The sequence below is a fragment of the Mycobacterium sp. genome (assembly GCF_052145595.1).
Lineage (GTDB): Bacteria > Actinomycetota > Actinomycetes > Mycobacteriales > Mycobacteriaceae > Mycobacterium.
Map to the genome: position 1 here is coordinate 1 of NZ_JBKQOI010000234.1, position 18,533 is coordinate 18,533.

Genomic DNA, 18,533 nt, shown 5'->3' on the forward strand with positions numbered 1-18,533 from the left:
TCGTCAAGCGGTTGCTCGACACCGGCATCTCGCTGCACAACATCCGGGTTGCGGTCGACCATCTGCGCCAGCGCGGCGTCCAGGATCTGGCCAACATCACCTTGTTCTCCGACGGCACCACGGTTTACGAGTGCACATCGGCCGAAGAGGTTGTCGACCTGCTGCAGGGCGGGCAGGGCGTGTTCGGCATCGCCGTGTCCGGCGCCATGCGTGAGCTGACCGGCGTTATCGCCGACTTCCAGGGTGAGCGCGCCGACGGCGGCGAGTCCATTGCGACCCCGGAAGACGAGCTGGCGTCCCGGCGCAAGCATCGCGACCGCAAGATCGGCTAGCCTTTCGCAGGGCGCGAGCGCGCTCAGTTGTACGCCGGATGCGGCGTGTCCCTGTACAGACACGCGCGCTGGCGGCCGAGTAAGCTGGACCGCGCGTCGCACTCGAGTGGGAGAGTTCCGTGACCGCCAGTCACGGACGCCGAAGGAGCAACACCTCTCCGTCAACCTCTCAGGCAACCGGACCGCGCGAGTTAACGATGCCTCTGGAAAGCGGTGACGACCCGTAGCGGTCGACACCCGCCGATGGGGAAAGGCGCTCAGACAGTACCGGCGCCGAATCTCTCAGGCGCCTGGCGATCGGGTGAAGACAGAGGGAGAGGGCCGCTAGTCCTCTGCCTTTGTGATGCCCCGATAAGGGCCAGTCAGGAGTACGCCAGTGCCCGACCAATCAGCCTTCGCAGCCCGCCACATCGGCCCGGACAGCCAGGCCGTCGCCGCCATGCTTGCCGTCATCGGTGTTGACTCGTTCGACGAGCTGGCCTCCAAGGCCGTCCCGGCGGGCATCCTCGACAAGCTCACCGATAGCGGCGCCGCACCGGGTTTGGATGGGTTGCCCCCGGCCGCCAGCGAGACCGAGGCGTTGGCCGAGCTACGGGCGCTGGCCGACGCCAACACCGTGGCCGTCTCGATGATCGGGCAGGGCTACTACGACACGCTCATACCCCCGGTGTTGCTGCGCAACATCATGGAGAACCCCGCCTGGTACACGGCCTACACGCCCTACCAACCCGAGATCAGTCAGGGCCGGCTGGAGGCACTGCTGAATTTCCAGACCATGGTCACCGATCTCACCGGACTCGAGATCGCGAACGCGTCGATGCTCGACGAGGGCACCGCCGCCGCGGAGGCAATGACGCTGATGCACCGTGCGGCTCGTGGCACGGCGAACCGGCTGGTCGTGGACGCCGACGTGTTCGCCCAGACCGCAGCCGTGCTGGCCACCCGGGCCCGGCCGCTGGGCATCGAGATCGTGACCGCCGACCTGCGGGACGGCCTACCCGACGGTGACTTCTTCGGCGTCATCACCCAGCTGCCCGGCGCCAGCGGCCGGATCGGCGACTGGGCAGCGTTGCTGGCGCAGGCCCACGACCGGGGCGCGCTGGCCGCCATCGGCGCCGACTTGCTGGCCTTGACCCTGCTCACGCCGCCGGGCGAGATCGGCGCCGACGTCGCATTCGGCACCACCCAAAGGTTCGGAGTGCCAATGGGATTCGGCGGCCCGCATGCCGGCTACCTGGCGGTCCACACCAAGCATGCCCGTCAGCTGCCAGGCCGGCTGGTGGGCGTGTCGATGGATGCCGACGGTTCACCGGCCTACCGGCTGGCGCTGCAGACCCGCGAGCAGCACATCCGCCGCGACAAGGCGACCAGCAACATCTGCACCGCCCAGGTGCTGCTGGCGGTGATGGCCGCGATGTACGCCAGCTACCACGGCGCCGACGGGCTGACCGAGATCGCGCGCCGGGTGCACACCCACGCCGAGACCATTGCTGCGGCGCTGGGCGACGCCTTGGTGCACGACAAATACTTCGACACGGTGTTGGCCCGAGTGCCCGGCCGTGCCGACGAGGTGCTGGCCGCGGCCAAGGCCAAAGGCGTCAATCTGTGGCGGGTGGACGCCGACCACGTGTCAGTGGCGTGCGACGAGGCCACCACCGACGCGCATGTTGCGGCCGTTCTGGAGGCGTTCGGAGTGGCGGCCGCCGAACCGGTCACCTCCGAGATCGCGACCCGAACCTCGGATTTCCTGACCCATCCCGCATTCACGCAATACCGCACCGAAACGGCGATGATGCGGTATCTGCGCACTCTGGCGGACAAGGATATCGCCCTGGACCGCAGCATGATTCCGCTCGGCTCGTGCACGATGAAACTCAACGCGGCCGCCGAGATGGAACCGATCACCTGGCCGGAATTCGCGCGCCAGCATCCGTTCGCCCCGGCGTCGGACACCCCGGGCCTGCGTCGGCTCATCGGCGACCTGGAGAGCTGGCTGGTGCAGATCACCGGCTACGACGCCGTCTCGCTGCAACCCAACGCCGGCTCGCAAGGCGAGTACGCGGGCCTGCTGGCGATCCACGACTATCACGCAAGCCGGGGGGAACCGCACCGCGACATCTGCCTGATCCCGTCCAGTGCACACGGCACCAACGCGGCGTCGGCGGCCCTGGCCGGCATGCGGGTGGTAGTGGTGGGCTGCCATGACAACGGCGACGTCGATCTGGACGACCTGCGCGCCAAGGTCGGCGAGCATGGCGACCGGCTGTCGGCGCTGATGATCACCTATCCGTCCACCCATGGCGTCTACGAGCACGACATCGCCGAGATCTGCGCGGCCGTGCACGATGCCGGCGGCCAGGTGTACGTCGACGGCGCCAACCTCAACGCGCTGGTCGGGCTGGCCCGGCCGGGGAAGTTCGGCGGTGACGTCAGCCACCTGAACCTGCACAAAACGTTCTGCATCCCGCATGGGGGCGGCGGCCCCGGAGTTGGGCCGGTGGCGGTGCGTTCGCATTTGGCCCCGTTCCTGCCGGGACACCCGTTCGCCCCGGAGCTGCCCCAGGGTCATCCCGTGTCGTCGGCGCCCTACGGGTCGGCCTCGATTCTGCCGATCACCTGGGCCTATATCAGGATGATGGGCGCCGACGGCCTGCGGGCGGCCTCCCTGACCGCGATCACCTCGGCGAACTACATCGCCCGACGCCTCGACGAGTACTTCCCGGTGCTCTACGCCGGCGAGAACGGCATGGTCGCCCACGAATGCATCCTGGACTTGCGCGGTATCACCAAGTCGACCGGGGTGACCGTCGACGATGTCGCAAAACGGCTGGCGGACTACGGCTTTCACGCTCCCACGATGAGCTTCCCGGTGGCCGGCACGCTAATGGTGGAGCCCACCGAGAGCGAGACCCTGACCGAAGTCGACGCCTTCTGCGAGGCCATGATCGCCATCCGCGGCGAGATCGATAAAGTGGCGGCCCGGCTGTGGCCTGTTGAAGACAATCCGCTGCGGGGTGCTCCACACACCGCTGAGTGCCTGGTGGCCTCCAAGTGGGATCACCCGTACACCCGCGAAGAGGCGGCCTATCCGCTCGGCAAGGACTTCCGGCCCAAGGTGTGGCCGCCGGTGCGCCGCATCGACGGCGCGTACGGGGACCGCCACCTGGTCTGCTCGTGCCCGCCGGTGGAGGCGTATGCGTGAGGCCCGCTAACCGTCAGCCGAAGCGCTCGATGATCGCCGCGGCGATCTGGTCTGGCGCGTCCTCCTGGATGAAATGCTTGGCGGTGGGCAGCTCGACGAGGACATGATCGGGAAACGTCGCGCGCATCCGCGGGAGCAAGAGGCCGGGTTTGAACGCGAAATCCTTCATCCCCCAGACCAACAACGCGGGCTTGGCACCCAGCTTCTCCGGCACTTCCCGGGCCAGCCGTTCCAGCAATGGGCGGGCGGCCAGTATCTGCTTCGGCATCTCGGCTACCCCCTTCCGCGCTGAGGCGCTGGGCTGCACGCGGCGATAATGGTCCATCACTTGCGCGCTGGGCCTTCGCGCCGTGCCGGCGGGGATCAACCGTTCGACGAAGAAATTCCGCTGCAGGATGGCGTATTGCAGCGGCGGGCTGGACATCACCCTGCTGAACATCTTCATCCCCAGCGTGTCCGTCGGCCAGAACCAAGTGTTGCCCAACACGATCCCGCGCACCCGATCGGCACGCTCCACTGCGACCGCCATGCTGATCGGCCCACCCCAGTCCTGGCCCATCGTCAGGTAGCCGTCCAAGTCGAGATGATCGACGAATTCGCCGACCACGCGGGCGTGCTCGTCGATCTTGTATCCGAATCCGGCGGGACGCTCCGACAGCCCGAAGCCGAGATAATCCGGTGCGATGCAGCGGAATCGGTCGCGCAGCGCGATGACGATGTCGCGGTACAGGAAGCTCCACGTCGGGTTGCCGTGGCACAACAGGATCGGCGGGCCCTCAGCACTCGAGGGGCCCTCGTCGATGTAGTGGATGCGTCCCCGCGAGCTGTCGAACCAGCGCGATTGGAACGGATACAGCTGGGGATCAGGGGTGAACACCGGGTTGACCTCCATGCTCATAACGCACCTTGGGGAATCGCCCACGATCATAGGCCCGAAGGGTGACACGACGAAGATCGCTCCGAGCATGCGCCGACACATTCCGCACATGTCCAGGCGGCCCAGAAAACAGAGACCTAACCCCAACTTTCACAACCTGATTCGAGATTTCGCCAACCTCATTGACAACCATTGTCCTGACCGACCTGCAATAAATGGTTGCATGCTGCCAGACCTACGTGCTACCTTCGGTTGCAGATTGTCAAGCGGGCTTGAGTCATGACCAGGTGCAACCCGACGCGGCAGTACCCGCTACTGGCAATACCTAAAGCACTTGGAAGGGGGCGAATACCGTTGGCAGAACTAAGGGTTGAGCGAGAGGTCCTGATCGACGCACCAGTGGAGGTGGTGTGGCGCACCATTACCCAACCCGACCAGATGACCCAGTAGTTTGTCGACCGGGTGGAGCTCGTCATCGAACCGGGTGCGCACGGCTACATGGGATTCGGGGACCAGGGAGGAGCGGTCGTCGTGGAGACGGTCGACCCACCGACTCGCTTCTCGTTCCGGTGGAACCATCCAGCCGGCGAGGTACCTGTGGCCGGCAACTCGATGCTCGTCGAGTTCACGTTGACGCCCGAAGGCGCGGAGCGGACCCGTCTTCGAGTGGTCGAGAGCGGCCATGAACTGCGCGACTGGTCCGACACTGAAAAGCGACGGTATGCCGACGAGCACCGCGACGGGTGGGCCGAGTTCCTGGACCGTCTTGCTCGCGTGCTGGCGGAGCGCACGTCGTGACGGCGGAGCCGGTTGACGATGAGATGTGGTCGGCAATCGGTGACCCGTCCCGTCGCCGGGTGCTCGACCTCGTGGTCGGCAACAGTGAGGTCAGCGCGAGCTGGTTGGCCGGTCGCGTGCCGTTCTCCCGCCAGGCCGTCTCCAAACATCTGGTGGTGCTTGAAGACGCGGGACTAGTCAGCCGCCGCAAAAGCGGTCGAGAAGTTCTCTATCGGGTGGATGCCGACCGCCTCGACCAGGCCACCCGGGCCATCGCCCAAGTCGCCGCGCAGTGGGAGCGGCGGCTCGAGTCGATCCAAACGCATCGCCGAAGCAGCTCATGCCGAAGCAAAGGACCAGCGCTCTCAGTCCAGGAAGAAGGGGAAGCAGCTATGACGGATCAATCGCCGAATCTCGGTGGCGCGGGGGCAGGTGCCAGAGACGACTGGCACAACGTGAAGGCGGCGCGGGACGCGCCCGGCGTGCCTGCCGTCACCGACCGTGCCACCTTCCAGACCGAACTGGACAGGCTGCGGGTTCGGGAGAAAGCGCACACCCAAGAGGGCGACGCCATCGCGGCGGCCCGTCGCCAGTTGCCGATGGTCGAGGTTGACGGCGCCATCCTTTTGGACGGTCAGGACGGGCCCACCACCCTGCTCAGCGCGTTCGAAGGACGCCGACAGCTGATCGCCTACCACTTCATGTGGCACCCCGGCCACCCCGCGGCAGAGCAGTGCGAAGGCTGCACGTGGGTCACCACCCAGATCACCGAGCTGTCCTACCTGCACTCGCGCGACATCACCTTCGCCGTCTTCTGCCAAGGGCCGTACGAAGAAAGCGTCCACTACCACGACTTCATGGGCTGGCGTATGCCGTGGTACTCAGTCCAGGACTCCCTTGATGTCCTGCTAACCCCGCCCAAACGGCCCGGCATGATGCACCTCGTGTGCTACCTGCGGGACGGCGACCGCGTCTTCGAAACCTACTGGACGACAAGGCGTGGCGTAGAGGTCATGGACTACAGCTACGCGCTGATCGACCTCACCGTGTACGGACGCCAGGAGGCCTGGGAGGATTCGCCCCCGGGCTGGCCACGACACGGTCACCTGACACGGACCGACGATGGTCCGCCCGATTGGCCTCGAGTGTCGACGTGGCCGGGCGGACGCCCCACTGCCCAATGGCCGCGGCTCCAAGCCGGGCGCACCGACAATCTGGGCAACGCAGATCCGCTACCTTCATAACCCGCCGGCCGGCGTCAGCTCAAAAACGTGTTGATTGCCGTGGCGAGGTCGGGTGATGCCGACGTGGCCAGGTTCTGGTAGCCACCGCCGCTGAGCTGGGCGACGGCTTCCCACGTGGCCCGGTCCGGGTCACCGCCGAAGTCGATGACGTTGACCGCGATCGGCTTGGCCGGGTCGGCGGCTTTGCGGATGAAATCCTGCATCCCCGGCCCGTCCAGGGTTTGGTCGGTGTGTGGCCCCGCCGTGATCACGAATATCGAATTCGTTTCGCCGGCATGGTAGTTGGCCTGCATGTCTTGGTAGATCAGGCGCAGCGTGGTGAACGAAACCGCGCCGCCGGCCGAAGAATACTGCTTGTCCAGCGCGGCCGTCAGTGCCGCCGAGCGCGGCTGGCCGTTGACGGGATCGGCCAGCGGCCCGCTGGTGACTTCCGAGCGACCCTCGTGGCCGTCGAAGGTCCACAGCCCCAGGACAGCGGTCGGCGGCAGCGCTTTGACCTTGTCCTGGAGTGCGGCGATCACGTTGGCCAGCCGGGTCTTTCCGCCTTCGTCGGTGGGCATCGACTGGTCCAGCATGATCGTCGCGGCCAGCCCGCTCGACGGGGCGGCCATGGCTTCGGCCAGCGTGGCGCGCGTCGCATCGTCACCCACCGACAGCGTGGAGGGCAGCGCCGCGAAACTGGTGACCGGGCTGCTGGGCGGCTTGACTCCGTTAACCCGGAACCCGGCCTCGGCCAGCTTCGCGAGTTGCTCGGGTTTGTGCATGAAACGGGCGAACTCGCTGGCCGCCGAGGTCTGGTCCTGGGTCAGCCATGAGCCGCTGAGCAGCACCGTGGGGTAGTCGGCGACCGGCACCGACCCGGGCGGGAGCCAGGAACCCAGCGTGCTCTTGGCATCCGACAACGACTGGCCACGCTGGAACAGCTGCTGCTCGGTGGTGACCACCGCGTGCACCGGGGCGGTCGCGACGTCACCGGGCTTGAGTAGCGTGTTCATCGCCTCTGCCAGCGAGTTGTCCGCCAGTTTGGGTTGCGCGCTCAGCAGGGTGCGCACCGCGCCGGTGCCCTGGGTCACCGGCGCGCCGGCGGGAACCGAGGCGGCTGCCACCGCTTCGCCGGCCAAAAACGCGGCGTCGGCGTTGCCGTTGGTGGGCAGGGCCAGCCGCAGCGATCCCCAGGCCGGCAAGTTCAAGCCCGCCAACGCATTCGGGTTCGTTTGCAGGCCGGGCAGTGCGGCCCAGGTCTGGTTGGCGAGGGCCTGTCCGAGGTCGGGACGGACCGCCAGCACCACCGGCGACGTCACCAGCGAACGGCTGTCGCTGATCGTTTTCTGACCCGCGGCTCCGGCGAGCCGCGCCACCGAGATCGAGCTGCCCGGGATCCACAGTGCCGGCTGGCCGCCCAAATCGGCAGGCCATTTGCCGACGAAACCGCCGAGGACCGCGTCGGAGTTGGCCGGCTTGACGCTGACCACCATGCAGTGGTCACCGATCGGGCCGGCCGATGAGTTGTAGCTTTCGGCGAACCGTTGCACGGAATCCGCGATCGACGGGTCGGCGATGACGGCGACCGATTCCGTGCCTCCCACGCAACGTCCGGCGGCCTGGTGCGAGCGGTTGGACAACGCGTCGCCGAAAAAGCTCCACAGGATCACCGTGCCCACCACCGCGACGACGGCGACGAGGGCCACGATCACGCCGATGCTTACTCCCCGCCGCCCGCCGTCGCTTCGGTGGCCGCCCCGCCAGTCGCCAAGTCCCCGATGTCCGCCACGGAAAAGGGGCGGAAGCGGGGGTGCCGGGGTCGGCGGGTCCGGGCTCGCGGCGACCGCCTGCCGCGCCGGAAACTCCGGATAGTCGTCGCCAGCGCCGGCCGCGAACGCGCCGCCGTCGGGGTAGGGGTCCTCGGCGGGGACGCCTACCCGGCCCGGGTAGTCGCCCCCATCCGAGTGGAACCGGTCATCTGCCCGTGCCTCGGGGTACCCGACAGCGTCATCGCGGCCTGCGTCGACATGGTGGTGGCCTGAATCGCCGCCCCAGTAAGGATCTTCCGCAAGGTGTTCGTCGGACGGTTCGTCGACGGAATCCTCGGGGTCGGGCATCCTGTGCCTACCCATACCGGCGCCCGCCGCCTTTCCGTCGACTCTTCATCTGAGCCGTTCGATGCTCGGCGCCCAGTCTAGTCATTAGACGCATAACCGCATGTAGAGCCGCGTTTAAGCGCCACCGGAACGGGCCTTGAATTCACGCCGGCGGCGATGCAGGATCGGCTCCGTGTAGCCGTTGGGCTGCTGGCCTCCGGACAGGATCAGGTCCTGGGCCGCCAAGAAGGCGATGCTGTCGTCGAAGTTGGGCGCCATCGGCCGATATGTGGCGTCGCCGGCGTTTTGCTTGTCCACCAGCGGCGCCATCCGTTCCAGGCTGGCCCGGACGTCCTCGCTGGTAATCACGCCGTGGCGCAGCCAGTTGGCCAGCAGCTGGGAAGAGATCCGCAGAGTGGCGCGGTCCTCCATCAGCGCCACGTTGTGGATGTCGGGCACCTTCGAGCAGCCGACACCCTGCTCCACCCAGCGCACCACGTAGCCGAGGATGGACTGGCAGTTATTGTCGAGCTCTTCGCGGATTTCCTCAGGGGCCCAGGCCAATTCCTTGGCCAGCGGGATCGTCAGCAACTCATCGATGGTCGTGCGGGTCTTGCCCTCGAGCTCCTTCTGCACGGCAAACACATCCACCTGGTGGTAGTGCATCGCGTGCAAGGTGGCCGCCGTCGGCGACGGCACCCACGCGGTGGTGGCGCCGGCCTTCGGCTGGCCGATCTTCTGCTCGACCATGTCGGCCATGAGCTCGGTCATCGCCCACATGCCCTTACCGATCTGCGCCTTGCCCGAGAAGCCGGCCGCAAGTCCGGTGTCGACGTTGGCGTCCTCGTAGGCCTTGATCCACGTCGTACCCTTCATCGCACCCTTGCGGATCATCGGGCCCGCCTCCATCGACGTGTGGATCTCGTCGCCGGTGCGGTCGAGGAAACCGGTGTTGATGAACACGACCCGGTCGGCGGCGGCTTTGATGCAAGCCTTGAGGTTGACGGTGGTGCGGCGTTCCTCATCCATGATGCCGACCTTCATGGTGCCCTGCGGCAACCCCAGCACGTCTTCGACGCAGCTGAACAGCTCACAGGTGAACGCGACCTCGTCGGGTCCGTGCATTTTGGGCTTGACGACGTAGATGGAGCCGGTCCGGCTATTCGTCAAGGGCCCGTTGCCTTCGCCGGTCTTGAGCCCGTGGATGGCGGTCAGGCCGGTGAACAGCGCATCCATGATGCCTTCGAACACCTCATTGCCGTCCGCATCCACGATCGCGTCGTTGGTCATCAGATGGCCGACGTTGCGGACGAACAGCAGGCTGCGCCCGGGGAGGGTCAGCTCGACGCCGTCAGGCGTGCTGTAGGTGCGGTCGGCGTTGAGCACACGGGTGAAGGTCTTGCCGTCCTTCTTGACCTCTTCGACCAGGTCGCCCTTGTTCAGGCCGAGCCAGTTGCGGTAGCCGAGTACCTTGTCGTCGGCGTCGACAGCGGCGACTGAGTCCTCGAAGTCCATGATCGTGGTGATCGCCGATTCCAGGATCACGTCCTTGATGCCGGCGGCGTCGGTCTTCCCGATCGGTGAATCCGGGTCGATCAGAATCTCGATGTGCAGGCCGTGGTTGACCAGCAACACCGACCAGCTGGGCGAGCCGAGCTCACCGCTGTACCCGGCGAACTTCTCCGGGCTGGCCAACCCGGTGGACTCCGCACCGATGGTGATCTGCAGCCGGCCGTCGGCGATGCTCAAGCCCGTCGCGTCTGCCCACGAGCCCGACGACAGGGGCACGGCCTGGTCGAGGAACTTGCGCGCGTAGGCGATCACCTTGTCGCCGCGCACCTTGTTGTAGCTGGTGCCCTTTTCGGCGCCGTCGCTTTCGGGGATGACGTCGGTGCCGTACAGGGCGTCGTAGAGGGAACCCCAGCGCGCATTCGCGGCGTTCAGCGCAAACCGCGCGTTGAGCACCGGCACCACCAGCTGCGGGCCGGCCGTCGTGGTGATCTCGTCATCGACGCCCGAGGTGGTGATGGTGAAGTCCTCGGGTTCGGGTTGCAGATAACCGATCTCGCCGAGGAACTGACGGTAAGCGTCCAAGTCCAGGGGCTCGATCACCCGGTGCCGGTGCCACTTGTCGATCTGGGCCTGCAGCTCATCGCGACGGATCAGCAAATCTTGGTTCTGCGGGGTGAGGTCGGCTACAACCTTGTCGACGCCCGCCCAGAAGCTGTCCGGGTCGATGTCGGTGCCGGGCAGAGCCTCGTTGTTCACGAAGTCGTGGAGCACTCGGGCGACGCGCAGGTTCCCCACCGACACGCGATCAGTCATTTTTCTCCTCCGTAATGGGCCAAGCAGCACGTCACCGGCCCTCAACAGGCATTATCGCCAGCCTACCGACCGGCAGCCTGACGAACGTTATCCGGCCGACTCGCAATCGCGGGTCGCGCCCCGCTAACTCCAACGATGGCGCCGCGGCGAACCCTTGAGGCGCGTACAGCCGTTGGAGATCATACGGGCTCTTGAGCGCCCTACCCGGTAACCAGTCGCCCTATGCGTCGCGCACGGTGCCGACCAGGTCCTCGACCAGGTCTTCCATCGCCACCATCGCAACCACGCCGCCGCCACTATCACCGTTACCGTCCGTGACAAGTGCCAGATGGCTGTTGCTGCGGCGCATCCGCGAAAGGGCATCGGCCAGCGGCAGCGACGTGGGCACTCGCGGCAGCGGCCGCACCAACGCCAGATCGATCACCGCCCGTGGATCGTCACCGAGCGTCAGCACGTCCTTGATGTGCAGGTAGCCGACGAATTTCCCGTCGAGATCCGCGACGGGAAACCGTGAGTAACCGGTCTGCGCCAACGCTTGTTCGACGGCGCCGACCGTCGGCCCGGAGCCCGGTGCAGCCACCGGAACCGCCCGAACACCGGCGAGCGGAACCGCCACATCGCCGACCACTCGGTGGCGAATCTCCAGCGCCCGCGTCAGCCTCGTGTGCTCCTCGGGATCCAGCAGACCCTCAGACAGCGATTCGGCGATCATCTCGCTCAGTTCGGCGATGGAGACCGTGATGTCGAGTTCCTCCTTGGGCTCGACACCCAGCACCCGCAGTACCACGTTGGCGCATTTGTTGTAGAACACGATGAAAGGCCGTGCGGCGCGCACATAGGCCAGGTATGGCGGCACCAGCAGCATCGCCGTGCGTTCCGGGCCGGCCAGCGCGATGTTCTTCGGCACCATCTCGCCCAGCAGCACATGCAGCGTCACCACGATCGCGAGCGCGATCACGAACGACAGCGTGTGCAGCAGCGCCGGGGGCATGCTGGTCAGCGCGAACGCCGTCCGCAGCAGGTCGGCGACCGCGGACTCGCCGATCCGGCCGAGCAGCAGCGAGGCGACCGTGACGCCCAACTGGGCGCCGGCCAGCATCGACGGGAGCTGCTCACCGGCGCGGATAACCGAGACGGCCCTGGCTTTGCCCTGCTCGGCCAGCGCTTCGAGGCGGTCGCGCCGCGCCGAGATCAGCGAGAATTCCGCTCCGACGAAGAACGCGTTGACCCCGATCAGCAGGATTGCCAGCAGCACTCCGAGGGCGTTGTCCATCAAGTTGTCGACCAGGTTGTCCATCAGTGGCCCCGTCCAGCGGCCGTTTCAGCGCGGTGGCCCAGTTCTTTCAGCTCGAGCAAGTCGATCCGGCGACCGTCCATCCGAACCACCGTCGCCTGCCAGCGCATCGAGATATCCAGCAGGCCGTCGGGGTCCAGTGTGGTCAGCTCGACCGTTTCCCCGGCCACGGGAATGTGGCCGATTTCGCGGAGCACGAGGCCGCCGATCGTCTCGTATGGCCCTTCGGGGGCTCGATACCCGGTGGCGCTCGCCACTTCATCGATGCGCAGCAGGCCGGATACCCGCCAACCGCTGCCGGCTACCACCACATCCGGGGTCGCGTCGTCGTGTTCGTCGCGGACGTCGCCCACGATCTCTTCGATCAAGTCCTCGACGGTCACCATGCCCGCCGTGCCACCGTATTCGTCGACCACCATCGCGGTTTGCAGCTTGTTGGCACGGATCTCCGCCATCACCGCATCGCCTTCCAGCGTTGACGGCACCACCGGAACGTGTTGTGCGACCGTGGTCAGCAGCGTGTGTGCGCGCTGCGCCGGTGGGATCGCGAACACCTGTTTGACGTGCACGATGCCGACGGTCTCGTCGAGATCACCATCGACGATGGGGAAACGGGAGAACCCGGACTCGGCGGCCGCGGCGATCAGGTCGGCGACGGTGTCGTCGGTCTGCAGCGCCACGATCTTCGATCTCGGCGTCATCAGTTCCTCGGCGGTAAGGTCGCCGAACTGCAGCGACCGCCGCACCAGGGAGGCGGTGGCGGCGTCCAGGGCGCCGCTGCGCGCCGAGGTACGCACCAGTGACAGCAGTTCCTGTGGCGAGCGTGCCGACCGCAGCTCCTCGGCCGGCTCGATGCCCAGCTTGCGAACGATCCAGTTCGCCGCGCCGTTGGTCAGCCGGATGACCGGGGTGAGCAGCAGCGAGAACAGCAGCTGCGGGCCCACGACGGCGCGGGCGGTCGACAGCGGGCGCGCCACGGCCAGATACTTCGGGACCAACTCGCCGAACACCATCGACACCGACGTCACGATCACCAGCACCAGAAAGGCGATGAGCGCGTCGGCCAGGCGGTTGGGCACGCCGATCGCGTTCAGCGCCGGATGCGGCAGGTGGGCCACCAACGGTTCGGTCAGGTAACCGGCCGCCAACGTGGTGATGGAGATCCCCAATTGAGCACCCGACAGCTGAAACGACAGCCTTTGCTGGCCGCGCCGGATGAAGCGGTCACGGCGCCCCCCGTCGCGGGCGTTGGCTTCCACGACGGTGCGATCCAGCGCGGTCAGCGAGAATTCGGCTGCCACGAAGACGCCATTGCCAACGATGAGCAGCGCGATGGCCAGGACGCTGACCCAGGTGACGGTCATGTTCATGACGGTCTCGGTCGCCGGAATGGCCTTGGCGATGCCGGAGGTCCCGCGAACGCTGGGAACGCCGTGGGGCGCCGCCCCGTCCAGAAGGCCCCCGTCAGCATGGGGCCTCGACACGTGCCTGCGGCACGTCATCCCTTTCCCTCGATGCCGCGCAGCGCGTCGCCGCGGGCAGAATTCACGTGAATTCATATGGTAGCCAAGACGTCCAGCAGACCCAGGGCTCCCCGGATGCTCAGATCCTCAAGTCACCAGCCCAACGGCAGCGGATGGCCTTCGGCGAAGCCCGCGGCCGACTGCACACCGACGATGGCGCGCTCATGCAGCTCGGTCAGCGTCGGGGCGCCGACGTAGGTGCAGGTGCTGCGCACGCCGGAGGTGATGTGATCGAGCAGGTCCTCGACACCGCCGCGGTCGGGGTCCAGCCCCATCCGCGACTTCGAGATGCCCTCCTCGAACAACGCCTTGCGGGCGCGGTCGAATGCGGTGTCGGAGCCGCTGCGCGCGACCACCGCGCGTTTGGACGCCATGCCGTAGCTCTCCTTGTACGGCTGGTCGTCACGGTCCCGCATCAGGTCCCCGGGCGACTCGTAGGTGCCGGCGAACCACGACCCGATCATGACGTTCGACGCCCCGGCGGCCAGGGCCAGCGCCACGTCCCGCGGATGGCGGATGCCGCCGTCGGCCCACACATGCCCACCGAGTTCCTTTGCAGCAGAAGCACATTCGAGCACAGCGGAGAACTGCGGGCGCCCGACACCGGTCATCATCCGGGTCGTGCACATGGCGCCCGGTCCGACACCGACCTTGACGATGCTCGCCCCGGCGCCGAGCAGATCCCGAGTGCCTTCCGCCGACACCACGTTGCCCGCCGCCAGCGGCACACCCAACTCCAGTGATGCGACCGCCCCGATCGCTTCCAGCGTCTTGACCTGATGGCCGTGCGCGGTGTCGATGACCAGCAAGTCGACACCGGCCTCGGCCAGCGACCGGGCCCTTGCCCCCACGTCGCCGCTGATGCCGACGGCCGCTCCGACGCGCAGCCGTCCGCGCGCGTCGGTGGCCGGGGTATACAGGCCCGCGCGGATCGCCCCGGTGCGGGTCAGCACCCCCGCCAGCGTGCCGTCCGCGTTGGTCACCACCGCGACGTCGATCGGGGCGTGTTCGAGAAGGTCGAAGATCTTGCGCGGCTCGGCGCCCACCGGGGCGGTTACGAAATCGGTCACCGCGACGTCGCGCACCCTGGTGAAGCGATCGACGCCCACACAGGATGATTCGCTGACCAAGCCGATGGGGCGGCCCTCGAAGAGCACGACGGCGACACCGTGCGCGCGCTTGTGGATCAGCGCGGTCGCGTCGGACACCGAATCGTCGGGCTCGAGCACCACGGGGGTGTCGAGAACGAGGTCGCGGCTTTTGACGAACTCCACCGTCTGCTGCACCGCAGTGATCGGGAGGTCCTGCGGCAGGATCACGATGCCACCTCGCCTGGCCACCGTCTCGGCCATCCGGCGTCCGGCCACCGCGCTCATGTTCGCCACCACCACGGGAATGGTGGTGCCGGAGCCGTCGGTGGTGGACAAATCGACGTCGAAGCGCGAGGCGACCTCGGACCGGTTCGGCACGATGAAAACGTCGTTATAGGTCAGGTCGTAGCCGAGCTGATGCCCGTCCAGAAACCTCATAGCCGTCGCCCCACCCTTATGCAGCCCCCTTTCATGCCACTGTAGTTTGGCCCAGCTAGGCGGGCACTTCGGTGTGATCTCCGCTCCACAGGGTGTGGAAACGCTTGTCCGGGTCGTCGTCGATGCGACCGTAGGTGTGCGCGCCGAAGAAGTCGCGCAGTCCCTGGGTAAGGGCCGCGGGCAGCCGCTCGGTGCGCAGCGCGTCGTAGTAGGACAGCGCCGACGAGAAGCCCGGGATGGGGATGCCCAACCGGGTGGCCGTCACCACGACGCGACGCCAGCCGTCGATCGCGGCCTCGATCGCGCTGCGGAAGTATGGCGCGACGATCAGCGTGGGCAGGTCGGGGTCTTCGTCGAACGCCTCCTTGATCCGGTTGAGGAACTTCGCCCGGATTATGCAGCCACCGCGCCAGATGGTGGCCAGGTCGCCCGGTTTGATGCCCCAGTCGTATTCGGCGCTGCCGGCCTGAATCTGGTTGAACCCCTGCGCATAAGCGATGATCTTCGACGCGTAAAGGGCCTGCCGGACGTCCTCGACGAACTGCTTGGCTTCTCCGGATTCCAGGCCGGGCTTGGCGCCCAGCTCGCCCGAGGCCAGCCCGGTGGTGGCCCTGCGCTGGGTCACCGAACCCGACAGCGCGCGGGCGAACACCGCCTCGGCGATGCCGGTCACCGGCACCCCGAGGTCCAGCGCGGACTTCACCGTCCAGCGGCCGGTGCCCTTCTGCTCGGCCTCGTCGAGGATGACGTCGACGAGCGGCTTGCCGGTCTTGGCGTCGGTCTGGCGCAACACCTCCGCGGTGATCTCGATCAGGTAGCTGTCCAGCTCGCCCTTGTTCCACTCGGTGAAGACGTCGGCCATCTGGGGTGCCGTCATACCCAGCCCGTCGCGCAGAAGTTGATAGGCCTCGCCGATCAACTGCATGTCGGAGTACTCGATGCCGTTGTGCACCATCTTGACGAAATGCCCCGAGCCGTCGGGTCCGATGTGGGTGCAGCACGGCACCCCGTCGACGTGCGCGGAGATCTCCTCGAGCAGCGGGCCCAGCGACTTGTACGACTCGGCCGGACCGCCCGGCATGATCGACGGTCCGTTGAGGGCCCCCTCCTCGCCGCCGGAAATGCCGGCGCCGACGAAGTGCAGGCCGCGCTCGCGCATCGCCTTCTCGCGGCGGATGGTGTCGGTGTAGAGGGCGTTGCCGCCGTCGATGATGATGTCGCCTTCCTCCATGGCGTCGGCGAGCTCGTTGATGACCGCGTCGGTGGGGTCGCCGGCCTTGACCATGATCAGTACCCGCCGCGGCTTCTCCAGCGCGTCCAGGAACTCCGCGATGGTCTCCGATCGCACGAACTCGCCCTCGCCGCCATGCTCTTTCAGCAGTGCGTCGGTCTTGGCGATCGACCGGTTGTGCAGTGCCACCGTGTAGCCGTGATGGGCGAAATTCCGGGCGATGTTCGAGCCCATTACCGCCAGGCCGGTGACGCCGATCTGCGCGGTGGCGGTCTTGGAACTCGGCTTGGTATCCGACGAACTCATGTTTGTCCTCTCGGGTTGGAGAACTTTCAGAAAGCCTTCGGTCACACTGTGGCACAGCGGACACGCTTCCGCCCGGGGCGATCGATTTCCGCTGCGTCAGAGGTTGAACAGTCGCCGCAGCTCCGTCAGCCACGGCACGACCAGCGCGATCGTAGGCACGACAAACACGGCTACCGCAGCCAGGTATGCGGCTGCCGACAGCGCCAGGCTGTTGCCGCGTCCGGACAGCCGACGTACCCGCAACACGGTGCTGGGACCGCCGGCGGCCAGCGCGCCGGACGGCGCCCGCCCGGACGCACAGGTGACCAACGCCCGGGCCAGGGGAGTGCGACCGGTTGCCCGCACCGCGGCGTCATCGGCCAGCAGCTCGACGAGCAGCTGTGCCGCGCGCAGCGCGTTGGCGCTGCGGACCAGTCGCGGAAAGGCGGCATGGGCCGCCGTGAAGGCTTCCAGAACTAGGTCATGCCGGGCTCGCAGGTGGGCTCGCTCGTGCGTGAGGATGGCCGTGACCTCGGTGTCGGAGAGCGAGTTCAGCGTTCCTTCGCTGACCACAACACGACTGCGCACGCCCGGCAGGCAGTAGGCAAGCGGTTGCGGAACGTCCAAGACGCGAAGGTCGCGCGTGCGCGCACACGGGTGGGAGAGGGCCGCGCCGTGCCCGACCCCGACCAGGTCGACCACCATGCGGTGATGAGCCCGCCGTCGACGATTGGCGATGGCCACCCGAACCACGGCAATCATCAGCCGGGCGCCGACCAGCACGGTCAGCGCGAATACACCGATGTATGCCGCCCACAGCGGCCACCCGAGCCGACCGGCGGCGCCGACGATGCTGGCAGTAGGCCGACCATCGGGGCCGGGCATGAGCAGCCGAGTGGCGATCGCGATGCCGGCGCTGAACGCCGAGAGAACGGCGGCCAGCGCAATGGCCTGCCACAACACCATGGCGGCGCGGGGGGCGCGCAACGGCCACGTCGATCGTGCCAACAAGGCGGGTGCCGGGCCGACCAACAGCACCGCGAGGACGGAGAAGGCCAGCGCGGACACGCTGCTAGTCTCCCTCAGTCCTCCGCCGCGGCGCCAGCCGATGGCGTATTGCGTTGATTTGCTTCCAGTTCGGCGAGTGCACGCCGCAGCGCGTCCGCCTCGTCGGCGCCAACGCGCTCGACGAAGTGCACCAGCGCGGCTTGCCTGCTCCCGGAGTCCTCGGCCTGGGCCAACGCATCGAACATCAGCCCGGCGACCAGCTCGTCGCGGCCGTGCACGGGCGCGTACCTGTGGGCCCGGTCGTCGCGGATCTGGGAGACCAGATTCTTTTTGGCCAGCCGTTGTAGCACGGTCATGATCGTCGTGTAAGCCAGCTCACGTCGCGCCGACAACGCTTCATGAACCTGGCGAACGGTTTGGGGTTCCGGCGTGGACCACAAATGGTCCATCACGGCGCGTTCCAGGTCTCCGAGCCTTGTCAGTTTGGCCATAGTTCGTTTCCATTTCCCGAGCGTTGTCACCAGCGTACCCCGCTTACTACCGCCGGTCGTACCGCGAGATGGCCAAGCCGGGGCCGATCGCCGGGCGCGGGCACCCGATCGCTGCGGGGTCCACACCGCGTATCGAAATGCTTGCGATATTAGGGCAGCCTTGCCTATTCTATGTGTGGTCGAGCGACAACGACCGCGGCAGGGTCCTGAGGGCTGCAGTGACCCCCGGTCTACTCGATCGGCGAGCCCCGTGCCGTGGCGCCCGGGGCTCGCCCGTTTTCGAGCCGGCAAATTCGCCCTGACAAATTAGGGTTCGCAGATGGTGTAGACACATGAG

At 67.0% G+C, this 18,533-nt stretch carries 12 protein-coding genes, 1 pseudogene and 2 riboswitches; of the genes and pseudogenes, 4 read left to right on the forward strand and 9 right to left on the reverse strand.

Features of this window, described 5'->3' with window-relative positions:
• Together ACLP4W_RS20850 and gcvP are read left to right on the forward strand one after the other, a co-directional pair.
• Positions 1-332, forward strand: a pseudogene (locus ACLP4W_RS20850) (MerR family transcriptional regulator); the annotation flags it as partial.
• A gap of 97 nt (positions 333-429) precedes the next feature.
• Positions 430-527: riboswitch (glycine riboswitch) on the forward strand.
• Positions 528-653: riboswitch (glycine riboswitch) on the forward strand. It abuts the riboswitch before it with no gap.
• 55 nt (positions 654-708) lie between these two features.
• Positions 709-3,534, forward strand: coding sequence for an aminomethyl-transferring glycine dehydrogenase (gene gcvP / locus ACLP4W_RS20855; RefSeq protein ID WP_442389193.1), 2,826 nt, complete (start codon positions 709-711; stop codon positions 3,532-3,534).
• Positions 3,535-3,547: 13 nt separating this feature from the next.
• On the opposite strand, the gene ACLP4W_RS20860 is transcribed toward gcvP, so the two are convergent.
• The gene (locus ACLP4W_RS20860) at positions 3,548-4,426 is read right to left on the reverse strand and encodes a haloalkane dehalogenase (protein WP_442389211.1); all 879 of its coding nucleotides are present in this window, start codon (positions 4,424-4,426) and stop codon (positions 3,548-3,550) included.
• A gap of 447 nt (positions 4,427-4,873) precedes the next feature.
• Here ACLP4W_RS20860 and ACLP4W_RS20865 point away from each other — a divergent pair, with 447 nt between their 5' ends.
• Positions 4,874-5,209: an SRPBCC domain-containing protein gene (locus tag ACLP4W_RS20865; protein ID WP_442389195.1), complete on the forward strand. Its 336-nt coding sequence runs from the start codon at positions 4,874-4,876 to the stop codon at positions 5,207-5,209.
• Entirely contained in the window at positions 5,206-6,432 is a 1,227-nt protein-coding gene (locus ACLP4W_RS20870; RefSeq protein WP_442389197.1) for a metalloregulator ArsR/SmtB family transcription factor, read from the forward strand. The genes ACLP4W_RS20865 and ACLP4W_RS20870 overlap by 4 nt, the downstream gene beginning before the upstream one ends.
• Positions 6,433-6,446: 14 nt before the next feature.
• Here the strand turns inward: ACLP4W_RS20870 and ACLP4W_RS20875 are convergent, their stop codons facing one another.
• The 8 genes from ACLP4W_RS20875 to ACLP4W_RS20910 form a co-directional block, all read right to left on the reverse strand.
• The gene (locus ACLP4W_RS20875; protein WP_442389199.1) at positions 6,447-8,546 is read right to left on the reverse strand and encodes a substrate-binding domain-containing protein; all 2,100 of its coding nucleotides are present in this window, start codon (positions 8,544-8,546) and stop codon (positions 6,447-6,449) included.
• Positions 8,547-8,645: 99 nt separating this feature from the next.
• Complete coding sequence (locus tag ACLP4W_RS20880) at positions 8,646-10,835, reverse strand: malate synthase G (protein WP_442389201.1); 2,190 nt, start codon at positions 10,833-10,835, stop codon at positions 8,646-8,648.
• A gap of 220 nt (positions 10,836-11,055) precedes the next feature.
• Entirely contained in the window at positions 11,056-12,108 is a 1,053-nt protein-coding gene (locus ACLP4W_RS20885; RefSeq protein WP_442389213.1) for a hemolysin family protein, read from the reverse strand.
• A gap of 23 nt (positions 12,109-12,131) precedes the next feature.
• Positions 12,132-13,499, reverse strand: a complete 1,368-nt coding sequence (locus ACLP4W_RS20890; RefSeq protein ID WP_442389215.1) for a hemolysin family protein — start codon at positions 13,497-13,499, stop codon at positions 12,132-12,134.
• 245 nt (positions 13,500-13,744) lie between these two features.
• The gene (locus ACLP4W_RS20895; protein WP_442389203.1) at positions 13,745-15,181 is read right to left on the reverse strand and encodes a GuaB1 family IMP dehydrogenase-related protein; all 1,437 of its coding nucleotides are present in this window, start codon (positions 15,179-15,181) and stop codon (positions 13,745-13,747) included.
• A 55-nt stretch (positions 15,182-15,236) separates the two neighbouring features.
• Positions 15,237-16,718: an NADP-dependent phosphogluconate dehydrogenase gene (gndA, locus tag ACLP4W_RS20900; RefSeq protein ID WP_442389205.1), complete on the reverse strand. Its 1,482-nt coding sequence runs from the start codon at positions 16,716-16,718 to the stop codon at positions 15,237-15,239.
• A gap of 96 nt (positions 16,719-16,814) precedes the next feature.
• Positions 16,815-17,765: a M56 family metallopeptidase gene (locus ACLP4W_RS20905; protein ID WP_442389207.1), complete on the reverse strand. Its 951-nt coding sequence runs from the start codon at positions 17,763-17,765 to the stop codon at positions 16,815-16,817.
• Positions 17,766-17,779: 14 nt separating this feature from the next.
• Positions 17,780-18,196 carry a BlaI/MecI/CopY family transcriptional regulator gene (locus ACLP4W_RS20910; protein WP_442389209.1) on the reverse strand — a complete coding sequence of 139 codons (417 nt, stop codon included), beginning with the start codon at positions 18,194-18,196 and terminating at the stop codon, positions 17,780-17,782.
• Positions 18,197-18,533: the final 337 nt, after the last annotated feature.

Bases quoted from the DNA above. Each gene is read 5' to 3' on its own strand.
- ACLP4W_RS20895 (WP_442389203.1), bottom strand. From the start codon at position 15,181: ATGAGGTTTCTGGACGGGCATCAGCTCGGCTACGACCTGACCTATAAC.
- ACLP4W_RS20890 (WP_442389215.1), bottom strand. From the start codon at position 13,499: ATGAACATGACCGTCACCTGGGTCAGCGTCCTGGCCATCGCGCTGCTC.
- ACLP4W_RS20860 (WP_442389211.1), bottom strand. From the start codon at position 4,426: ATGGAGGTCAACCCGGTGTTCACCCCTGATCCCCAGCTGTATCCGTTC.
- gndA (WP_442389205.1), bottom strand. From the start codon at position 16,718: ATGAGTTCGTCGGATACCAAGCCGAGTTCCAAGACCGCCACCGCGCAG.
- ACLP4W_RS20885 (WP_442389213.1), bottom strand. From the start codon at position 12,108: ATGGACAACGCCCTCGGAGTGCTGCTGGCAATCCTGCTGATCGGGGTC.
- ACLP4W_RS20875 (WP_442389199.1), bottom strand. From the start codon at position 8,546: ATGGGTAGGCACAGGATGCCCGACCCCGAGGATTCCGTCGACGAACCG.
- ACLP4W_RS20880 (WP_442389201.1), bottom strand. From the start codon at position 10,835: ATGACTGATCGCGTGTCGGTGGGGAACCTGCGCGTCGCCCGAGTGCTC.
- ACLP4W_RS20910 (WP_442389209.1), bottom strand. From the start codon at position 18,196: ATGGCCAAACTGACAAGGCTCGGAGACCTGGAACGCGCCGTGATGGAC.